Origin of the sequence: Maribellus sediminis, assembly GCF_011799805.1 — a bacterium.
In the GTDB taxonomy this organism is placed as follows: domain Bacteria; phylum Bacteroidota; class Bacteroidia; order Bacteroidales; family Prolixibacteraceae; genus Draconibacterium; species Draconibacterium sediminis_A.
In genome coordinates, this window is the sequence record NZ_WXUB01000002.1 from 641,774 (window position 1) to 652,995 (window position 11,222).

Sequence of the window (11,222 nt, forward strand, 5' to 3'; positions counted from 1 at the left end):
AAATGGTTTTAGTTTTTAAATACCAGTTGAGCAAACTGATAAAGGCTGCGACGCCAGGAGTGCCATTCGTGTGCAGTTCCGGGCGACACATAAAAATGAGTGTTCATTCCGGCTGCTTTTAATGCTTCGGTGTTCGCTTTTGGATCGCCGCCAAAACCCATTCTGCGGTTATCGAGCTCGTGGCTGCCATAGCTAACAAACAACAGTTTTACATTCTCCTTAAAAGCAGGTGAGTTTTCAACGTCTTCAGGGCTTATGCTTCCGCCGCTAAACATACCAACCTGTGTAAAAACCTCTGAATTGGCCAAAGTAATCAGCCTTGTTTGCATACCTCCCATTGACAAGCCGGCCATGGCACGGTGGGCAGGGTCGGCAATAACGCGGTAGTTCGCTTCCACATAAGGAATCAGATCGTTAAGCAATACTTTTTTGAAATCGGCAGAAAAATCAAAACCGCCCATCGGCCCGCGTCGCCTTGTTTGTGATGAATCGGCTTCTGCTCCTCTTTCAGGTCGCGGCCCGCGTGGTCTTTCAAAATTTACGCTGCTGTTTTCCATTACAATGATAAACGGAAGCGCTTTCCCTTCAGCAATTAAATTATCCATGATCAGCCCGGCATGGCCCTGGTTTCCCCAACCGGTTTCGTTTTCGCCCATACCGTGTTGCAGGTACAGTACCGGATAGCTTTTCGACTGGTCTTTTTCATAACCGGGAGGCGTGTAAATGTAGGCACGACGAACTTTATCCGACGATTTTGAATAGTAGTGCACCTCGCGTAAATCGCCATGAGGAACATCTTTTAAAGCAAAAATATCCTGGTCGTCGGAAGGAATTTCAATACCACTTCCCCAACGGCTGGCTCCGTAAAAATACAGGCTGTTTGGATCGGGAACCGCGGCTCCGTCAACCCACAACTGGTAGTAATGAAAACCAACGTCCTGTGGCGCCGATTCCCCGGTCCACACACCGTTTTCGTCTTTTACCAAATCGTATTTCACTGCGCTAATATCAAGCTGAACTTTTTCAGCCTCAGGTGCCGAAAGTTGTACACGAACCCGTCCTTCGGAATTTACCATGGGGTACTCCTTTCCGGGCTGATTTACTGAAGAGGGCCTAAAATCCTCCACTGCTTCTGATGACGATTGTGCGAAGCTAATTCCGCTGGCCATCAGAAGAATAACGAATATGTTTAAAAATTTAGACATCATAATTTGTTTGTTGAAAGTTTATGTTTTACTGTTTTAGTCCACTGTTTGTAATTCGGAAATAATCGAAAGCCACGTCAAACGGCGAATCCGGTTTTGTTGTGTCGGAATCAAACCAGAACGTACTTTTCATGTAGCCGGTAATAATTCCGTCGCCTACCATTAAACCTGTTTTTATGTCTTCCAATGCCAGATCTGCTGTACCCAGGATTTCGAAATTCTCGCCATCCAACGAGTACGAAGCAGTGTAAATACTTCCTTTTTTATCGAGCTTAAGTATCAAGGCCTGATCACCTGTGATTTCGTTTTTCAGGTTGAAAGAAGCCAGCGATTTTGCAATGCCGTTTTCTTCCATCATCAAATCGATGGTACCGGGTTGCGGTTCTCTTTGCCGTGTGGTTTTTATTACTGCACGGAACATGAGTTTCACAAAATTATCATCGTCCTGATAAGCCAGAATTCCTGCATTTGCAGGTTGAGAAGGCATCCGTGAAGCCGTCAGTTTTGTTTCCGCTGTCCAGTCGTTATTGGCGCTTTGCAGCAGAATGTTTTTGGCATTGTTGGTACCTTCCGAAACATCGCCAACTTCGCTGGTAATGGTAAGGCTGCCATCGTTTGCCGAAAGGCTGTGTGTTGCAGCATTTTCCCTGATCCACTGCCACTGACTTCCAACAGCACCATTAAACTCGTCGCTAACTGCTTCCACATCAAAATTGAAATAGTACGTGTTGGTTTCGAGTGTGATGTTATCAATAAACTTCACCACAGCAGTTCCGGGAATTTGTTTTGCCTGCTGTATATCAACAGTAATTCCATTTCCGGCGGCCGTTGCTTTTAGTTCAGGCACTTTGGTTTTATCTTTCAGCAGATAACTGTAAGCTTTTACTTCTTTATCGAAGCTTTCGATGGGCTTGCCGTTTACCAAAATTGATTTTGGGTTGAGGTCGGGCATTACTTTAACAGGAAAGCTGCTTGATTCGGTTACCCCATCAACAGTTACAATAGCAAATACCAATGCAACACCTACTCCGGTAGCAGTTACTTTGCCGTTTTCATCCACGCTTACCACCGCCGGATTATTGCTTTTGTATTCAATTTCAGCTTTCGAAATATCGTAAAAACTATCGTCCGACATAGCAGCGGTCACACTTGTTTGTGCTGGATTTCCGGGACGCAGTATCACCTTGTCGCTTTCAGCAACTACGGTTGTTAACACCGGTTTGTACTCGCCGCTCATAATCGTCTCCAGTTCGGCTTTTATGTCTTTCGATGATGCCCCGATTTCGAAAATATAACGTCCCTGGTCGAAGGTAATTTTACCGGCTTCGGCATCCCAAAACCATAGGTCGTCGCAATCGATATCAATCGAAACACGTTTTGTCTGCCCTGCCGGAATGGTTACGCGTTTAAATCCTTTCAGACGTTTTATCGGACGCTCCAATTCTGCCGGACTGTCGGGTGTTTTTACATATACCTGCACCACTTCGTCGCCGTCAACTGCACCAGTATTTTTTACATCAACGCTTACGGTAACCTTATCGTGCGGTGTTAGTCTTGTTTTGCTGATACTGAAGCGATTATATTCAAAAGTGGTGTACGACAATCCGTAACCAAATTCATACGAAACCGGTTTATCGAAATACCAGTACGTTCTTCCGTTCGAGCCATCGCCACGCAAGGTGTAATCGTTAAATCCGGGCAGGTCGTTTAACGATTTATGCCAGGTAACATTCAATTTTCCACCGGGATTTACATCGCCAAATAAAATGCGCGCCATCGCGGTTCCCTGTGCCTGTCCGTTGTAGCCGGTCCAGACAATTGCGGGAATATTCGGGTTGTTTTTAAACTGCTCCGCTTCTACCATTCCCATGGTTTGCATTACCACAATGGTGTTTGGATTTTCGGCAGCAACAGCATCGATGAGTTTATTCTGATTTCCGGGTAATGTAATGGCAAAACGGTCAGACTCTTCGCGGCCGGTAGTTTGATCGGTTCCCACAAAAACCAGCACCACATCGGCAGTAGCAGCCATTTCAAGTGTTTCCTGATCAGTTGCAGGACTTTCGGCCTCGCGGTAAACCAGTACCAGCGTTTGCGGCCCTGAAATTCCCAGCGTATTGATTTTTACTGCCACATTTTGCGGACGGGAAAATCCACGGAATCCACCGCTTTGCTGAACGGCCTCAATTTTTTGTGTTGCCAGAATATTTCCGGTTGCCGAGCTAACACGCACTTCAAGCAAACCGCCGTTGCCGGAGGCTGCCACGTTAAAGCGGATGGAATCGACATCGGTAATATCCACATTGTCGTAAGCTGTCCAGTCGCCATCTTTTACACCGCGAATTGAGGTTCGTCCAAAACGTGCTGCCACAATTAATCCGGGTGCCGAATCATCATATTTTGTAGCATCGAATTCGGCCACTACTTCGCCGTTACGCACGGTGGAAAAACTGTTCATAGTCAAAAAATCGGTATTTCTATCCGTATTTCCTGTTGATGCAGAAACAACTTCAATGTCGAGGTTATGCTCTTTTATATAATTCTGAATTCCCAAAAGCGGCGAGATACTCAAATGAGGTTCAATTGGCCCCGAGTAATCTCCCAGTTCCACTTTATCGGCCTGTGGCCCCAATACCGCAATTTTTTTGATGTGTTTGGTATTAAGCGGCAATGCTTTTTCGGCAGGTTTAACCGTTACCTCATTTTTTAGCAGAACCGGTGTTTTTGTAGCTATTTCAATGGCCAGATCGTTGTGCGAAGGATCATTCACAATATCCGGCTTTATACCTGCGTAGGGTACAATTTCTGCCGGGTCGAACTCGCCCAAACGCATCCGGGTGGTAAAAATATTAATCAGTGCTTTATCGATATCGGCCTGAGCAAGCATCCCTTTTTCCAAAGCATTCAAGGCATGGTTTTGATACACTCCGCCGCAGTCGGTATCAACCCCGGCTTTTAAACCCAGCGCCGCTGCTTCTTCATAACTATCCGTAAAATGATGGCCGCGAACGATATCGTCGATTGCACCGCAGTCGCCGGTAACGTATCCGTCCATTCCGTAGGTTTTTCGCGCTACCGTATCCACCAAATATTTACTGGCCGACATGGGAACGCCGTTAACAGCGCCATAAGCGGTCATTATCGAAGGTAAATTGTAATCCCGAATCAGCGTCCGGTAAGGAAGCAGGTAAAACTCGCGCATGTCGCGGTCGTCCATATCCGAGCTGCCCGAATGCCGGTTAAACTCTGTATTGTTCGCAAAATAATGTTTCCCGCAAGGGACAGTTTTCAGGTAGGTGGGGTCGTCGCCCATCAGGCCCTGAATAAATCCTTTTCCGATTTCAGAAACCAGAAACGGATCTTCACCAAACGTTTCGGCGGTTCTTCCCCAACGTGGATCACGGGCCGGTTCAATTACCGGCGACCAGTAAGTCAGCGTAAAAATCAGGTCGTGGTTAAAACCACGCGCTTCGTCGGAAATTACTTTTGTTTCGCGTTTAATCAGCTCCGGGTCCCAGGTTGAGCCCACGGCTACACTGTTTGGAAACGAAGTGGCTGTCATTCCGCTGTTGTTGTTTCGGCCCATAATTCCGTGCAGCGCCTCGCCCCACACATCGTAGTGGTTTACGCCAAGCCGCGGAATTGGTGGCATGGTATTTCCCAACTGACTTTGTTTTTCTTCGGGAGTCATCCGCGAAACAAGGTCGATGGCCCGCTCTTTAAACGAGTAAGCCGTGTTGAGGTAAATGGGTTGCTTCGCTATTTGGCTTTGCGGAATAAATGCCAGCGCCAGCAGCGAGAACAATATTAAAATCAGAGATGTTGATCGTTTAAAATTCATAATCAAATGGAGTATTGTTTATTAAAAAGGTATTTCGATTTGTGTATATGTTTAGTTATTATTACTATGGAATTTATCCGGCAATTATTTATCGTTTACGTTCAGTTTTCATCGTTCCTAACTCATAGAAACTCAGTACTTATTAGTTTTATGTAATCCTTTTCGCCTGCAAGAATTATGTTTTTGTAATTTCCCGAAATCGCGTGAATTTCGGCATCCGTGATTTTATAAAGCTGATGACAATGCGAGCAGGATGGGATGGTCATTACTCTTCCCTGCTGCAGTAATAAGAGGTATTGATCGTGCATTGCATCGTAAAAAATATCACGGGGTTCTTCATTTAGTTTTGCTTTAAAACCTTCCTCATCAGTGTATATCAACGGGCGTTCGGTCCAAACACTTCCTTTCGACGAAAAATACAAAACAGGTTCCCCATCGGTATTTTTACCCACCACTGCAATTTGATTTTCGGTAAGCAGTATTTTACTGAACGTGCACGATTGGTAATACCCTTTGTACGTTTCATTAAAATCGATTACGTTCCATTCTGTTCCATTGCTGGTATAAAAAATTTCGCCATGGTTTGTAAGTCCGTAGCAATAAGTTTTATTTGATGATAAGGATAGAATGTTTCCTGTTAATTCCACGTTGGCAAATTCCAGTTTTTGGTCCAAAGACCCGATTCGTAATTCTCCTGAATTATAGCCTGCCAAAACTTTGTTTTTGAATAAAGTCAGGCAATTAACGTTTTTGACTGTTCCCGAGCGAATTGGTTTAAAAACCTTATTCTCGTCGACACAATAAATTGTCCCATCACTGCCCGCAGAAACTACATATCTCTCGTTGGAAGCAACAGTGCTGAATTTTACATCCTGAATGGTTTTCGACTGTACAATCTCTCCATCACCTGAAATCCAGTTGATACCGCCATTTTCTGAAACAGTTATGAATCCATCGCCAAAGGCTGTAACCGAAATGTTATCCGTTTCTTTTTCAACATTCAAATCAGAAGAAAAAGAAAACCCAAGACCAAAACAGGCAACTACTAAAACAAACGGTTGTAACAGTTTTGATATCGGGTTTCTTCTCTTCATAATTTGTATATAAAAAGTGCTTATTTTAATCCACTGTTTTCAATTTTGAAATAATCAAAAGCCACATCAAAAGGTGATTTTGGCTGGTTGTCTTGCTGCATAAATCTTCTGAAACGTACCATGCGGGCAGGCATCACGCCGTCGCATGCCAGCATTCCGGCCTGAATATTTTTCAGCACAACACTGGCCGTTCCAACTTCTTCGAATTTCTTTCCGTCGGCAGAGCACAAAGCGGTGTAGGTTTCTCCTTTTTTAACCAGTTTCAACACCAATGTATTGTCGTCTTTAATTATGTCAGCCATGCTGATGTTCACTGCCGATTTTTCATCGCCGCCATATTCAACCGAGAGTTCAACAGCACCGGGTTGCTCTCCCGCCCCCTGGACAAATCCTCTTCTTCCAAAACTGGCTTTGTACACCAGCTTCACAAAATTGTCATCGTCCTGGTAGGCAACCAAACCTGCATTTTCCGAAAATCCTGTAGGTTTTCGCGAGCAAACAATTTTTGTTTCAATGGTCCAATCGGTGTTGGCACTTTGCAATACAATGTTTTCAGCATCGTTACTATCGCCGGCAATACCCCCTTTGGTGCTGGTAATCACCAGTGATCCTGCTTGTTTTGTTAAGCTCAGGTTTTCCGCATTCTCACGCACAATATTCCACTGTTTACCCAATTCTGCAGCTTTAAATTCGTCGCTTTCTGAGGCCACACCAAAATTCACGGCGTATTCATTTTTATCGAAAGTGATGTGATCGATCAGCGAAATGGATGCTGTTCCCGGCACGCCATCGGCCTGCTCAATCTTTACTTCAACATTCGCATCGTTTGCCGAGGCCTCCACCACAGGAGCCTTATCGGAACTGCTTTTCATCAGGAAACTGTATTGCGCCGTTTCCGGGCTGAATCCTTTCACCGGGTTGTTATTCACCTTAATTGATGCCGCTTTCAGATCGGGCATTACTTTTACCGGAAAGTCGTCAGATTTTGTTTTTCCATCGATGGTAACATGCGCGAAGATGGTGGCAACGCCTGTTCCGGTTGCTGTTACTTTTCCGTTCTTGTCAACATCAGCAACAAGCGGATTATTGGAGCTGTAAACCACTTTAGCCTTCGAAATGTCGATGAAACTGTCGTCGGTCAAAGCTGCGGTAACACTGGTTTGTGCAGTCTCTCCTTTTCGGAGTACAACCGTGCCACAATCGGCAACCACTGTTTTAATTTCAGGAGTAGCTTTGCCACTCATTGTGGCACTTACAGTTCCCTTAATATTTTTGGAAGACGTTCCTATTTCGAATACATATTTTCCCTGATCATATGTAATCCTGTCTTCTTCCAAATCCCAAAACCAAAGATCGGCACAGTTGATGTCGATGTCAACAGTTTTGGTTTGCCCCACCGGAATGGTAACACGCTGAAATCCTTTCAGGCGTTTAATCGGGCGCTCCAGTTCTGCAGGACTTTCAGGAGTTGTCATGTAAACCTGTACCACTTCATCTCCATCGTAAATTCCGGTATTTTTCACATCAACGCTGATGGTAATTTTATCACCAGGAGTGATTGTATTTTTGCTGATTCTGAAATTGCTGTATTCAAACGTGGTATACGACAATCCGTATCCAAATTCGTAAGAAACATCTTTATCGAAATACCACAATGTACGGCCATTTTTATTGGCTCCGCCACGAAGTGTATAATCGGTTATCGGCGGAAGATCGTTCAGCGATTTGTACCAGGTGGCGTTTAGTTTTCCTCCGGGATTGGCATCGCCAAACAAAATACTGGCAATGGCATCGCCCTGCGCCTGTCCGTTGTAGCCTACCCAAATAATTCCGGGAATGTTTTGCAGGTGTTTAAATTCCTCCACTTCCACACATCCCAGCGTTTGCATAACAACGATGGTATACGGATTTACGGCTGCCACCGCTTTAATCAGATCAACCTGGTTACCCGGAAGCAACAAAGTCAGACGGTCGGCCTCTTCAGTAGCTGTTTTTTCATCGGTGCCAACAAATACCACAGCCACATCGGCATTTTTAGCCGTTTCTATGGTTTTTTCATCAATTGGAGCATCGTTGGGTGCCGAGTAACAGAAATACAAAGTTTGCGTTTCGGTTACCCCCAGTTTGTTCACCTTGATTTTCATCAGGCTTCCTCCGCCATACACACCACCGGCTCGTTTTCCTGAAGCTACGGTAGCTTCTAATGTAGCCACCAGGTTTCCGTCGGGTGAGCCCACCCGCACTTCAATAATTCCACCTTCTGTTGGAATATTCACCACAATTCCCATGCTGTCGACATCTGCCAGGTCGATGTTTTCGTAAGCTGTCCACGAGCCATCATCGATGGTTCTCACCTGTTCGGTTGATCCCATTCCAGAACCTACGGTTATTCCTTCTGAGGCAGCAGAATATTTTGTGGCATCATGTTTACTTACCGAACCGTTGCTTTTATATAATTCAAAATCGGCTACATAAAGCAGGTTGCTTTTACTTAAAGTATTTCCACCTGAACTGTGCACAACTTCTGTATCATATCCTTTTTCTTCCAGATATTTTTCAATTCCCTTTAGCGGAGTGATCATATTATCGGCCTCCGGTCGTCCGGAATACGGGCCAAGTTCCACTTCATCGGCCTGCGGCCCGATCAGGGCAATTTTGCTTAACTCTTTTGGGAACAATGGAAGCGCCTGTCTGTTGGTAACTGCCAACAAATCGTTCTTCATCAACACCGGAGTTTTTGTGGCAATTTCTTTTGCCAGTTGTCTGTGCGCCTCCGAATTAACGGTTGTTGGCGGGAACAGTGCATACTGAACCTGTGCAGGCGGATCAAACTCGCCGGTTCTCATCCTTATCGTAAAAATATTTAGCAGTGCGCGGTCGATATCGGCCATCGAAATCAGGCCCTGATTATAGGCATCGATGGTACTGCGCTGGTATACATTCCCACAATCGGAATCAACGCCGGCTTTTAAACCCTGTGCCGTTGCCTCTTCCCCGGTTTCAACATAGTAGTGGCCGGTATAAATGTCTTCAATGGCAGCACAGTCGCCGGTAATGTAACCTTTCATTCCGTAGGTTCTGCGGGCAATCGTATCCAGATAATACGGGCTTGCAGAAGTTGGCACTCCGTTTACCGCATTGTACGATGACATAATGGAAGGCAGATCATCCTCTTCGATCAGTTTTTTGTAAGGCGCCAGGTAAAACTCGCGCATATCGCGGCTGTCCATATCCGAGCTGCTTACGTGCCGGTCGAATTCGCTGTTATTGGCCAGATAATGTTTGGCACTTGGTACGGTTTTCAGGTAATTCGGGTCATCCCCCATTAATCCGCGTACAAAACCCGCGGAAATTTGAGATACCAAAAACGGATCTTCGCCATACGATTCCCCTGTTCTTCCCCATCGCGGATCGCGGATCGGCTCAACCACCGGCGACCAATAAGTAAGGCCTTTTGTTCCGGTGGCATTAATTGCCCGGGCTTCGTCGGAAATAGCTTCAGCCTCGCGCTGAATGAGTTCAGGATCCCAGGCAGAACCCAGTGCCACGCTATTGGGAAAGGATGTTGGTCCCTGAATCCCGGCGCCGGGATCGGCAAATCCCAACACTCCGTGCAGCGCCTCGCTCCATGTGTTATAGGCTTTTACACCCAATCTTGGTACGGGTGCCATGTTGTTTCCAAGCAGGCTTTGTTTTTCTTCCAGTGTCAGCCTCGAAACCAGATCGGCGGCACGTTCTTCAAACGAATAAGCCGTATTCAGGTAAATTGGCATTTTAGAAACCGGTGTTTTATTTTCAGCAGGTTTTAAGGCCATAAACAGACCAATGGCGATAATTCCCGCGAAGACGAACAGGCTTCTTTTTATGAATTTGTTGTTCTTGTTCAACATTTTTATGAGTATTGAATGTTTCAATTATTTGAAAAGTAGCGGTGCAAATTCGTTCAATGCCCGTCGCCAGGTAAGCCACTCGTGAGCTGTTCCCTGAGATTCGTGAAATACGATATTATCGATACCGTGTTCTTTGAGTTCGAGTACCTGATCTTTAGGGTTACGTTCTTCGGTACCTGTACTTATGAAAAGGAGGTTCATTTTTGAGTTAAATGCATCGGCATCTTTAAACACACCGTTAAAAGCGTCAACAGCATCACCACGAACAAAAAATCCGCTGAATGTTCCCATCCAGGCAAACATATCCATGTTGGCGAATACGGTCATTGTGGTTTGGAAACCACCCCGTGATAATCCGGCCATAGCACGGTTTTCCCGGTCGGTCTTTGTACGGAAGGTTTTATCGATGTATGGTACCAAATCTTTGGCAAAAATTTCAGTTACATTTCCTGAAGCTTCGCGTACATCGGAATTGGTTTTAATATCGCCACTTGGCATCACCACAATCATAGGTTCTGCTTTTCCGGCTTCAATCAATCCGTCCATAATATTGGCCATGTGGCCTTGTACCGACCAACCGTTTTCATCTTCGCCCCAGCCATGAACGAGGTACAAAACCGGGTATTTTTTATTCGGATTGGCTTCGTATTCTGCCGGAACATACACATTGATGTGGCGCTCCAAACCATTGATATCCGACCAGTAATGAATGGAACGAACCTGTCCGTGCGGAATATCTTTGTTGAAACGGTAGTAATCACCTTCGGGGCCTTCGGGAATTTCAATACCCGACGATTCCCAGTTGCTTCCAAAAAATGCTTCGCTATTTCGGTCCATCACAGCCACACCGTCAATCAATATTGCGTAGTAATGAAAACCAACCACCTGCGGATCAGACGTGCAGGTCCAAACACCGCTCGTATCTTTGGTCATGTCGTATTTTTTCCCGGCCAGATCCACCTGCACTTTTTGCGCAGTAGGTGCCACCACTTTAAAGATCGCCTCGCGTGTTTCGGCATTTACCGCCGGATAACGCGCCAAAAATGTATTTGTAGAAGCCGGTTTAAAACCTTCGGGTAGAGGCTCAGGTTTTTGTCCACGCTGAATGCCCGCAAACTGGGCTGAAACCACGCTGCAAAGGAATATTGCAGCCAATGTTATATATAATTTTCTCATGATTATTTTATTGGTT

Annotated in this window: 5 protein-coding genes; all 5 read right to left on the reverse strand. The window is 45.4% G+C overall.

The features are described from left to right. Positions 1 to 8: 8 nt before the first annotated feature. On the reverse strand, positions 9 to 1,208 hold the full coding sequence (locus HFD85_RS09035) for an alpha/beta hydrolase (protein ID WP_206081924.1): 1,200 nt from the start codon (positions 1,206 to 1,208) through the stop codon (positions 9 to 11). Positions 1,209 to 1,233: 25 nt separating this feature from the next. Next, a complete protein-coding gene (locus HFD85_RS09040; RefSeq protein ID WP_167607988.1) occupies positions 1,234 to 5,046 on the reverse strand; it encodes a glycoside hydrolase family 3 C-terminal domain-containing protein in 3,813 nt (1,270 codons plus the stop codon). Positions 5,047 to 5,168: 122 nt separating this feature from the next. Then, positions 5,169 to 6,140, reverse strand: a complete 972-nt coding sequence (locus HFD85_RS09045; protein ID WP_167607991.1) for a hypothetical protein — start codon at positions 6,138 to 6,140, stop codon at positions 5,169 to 5,171. 20 nt (positions 6,141 to 6,160) lie between these two features. Further along, positions 6,161 to 10,030: a glycoside hydrolase family 3 C-terminal domain-containing protein gene (locus HFD85_RS09050; protein ID WP_167607994.1), complete on the reverse strand. Its 3,870-nt coding sequence runs from the start codon at positions 10,028 to 10,030 to the stop codon at positions 6,161 to 6,163. Between the two features lie 24 nt (positions 10,031 to 10,054). Next, complete coding sequence (locus tag HFD85_RS09055; protein ID WP_167607997.1) at positions 10,055 to 11,206, reverse strand: alpha/beta hydrolase-fold protein; 1,152 nt, start codon at positions 11,204 to 11,206, stop codon at positions 10,055 to 10,057. Positions 11,207 to 11,222: the final 16 nt, after the last annotated feature.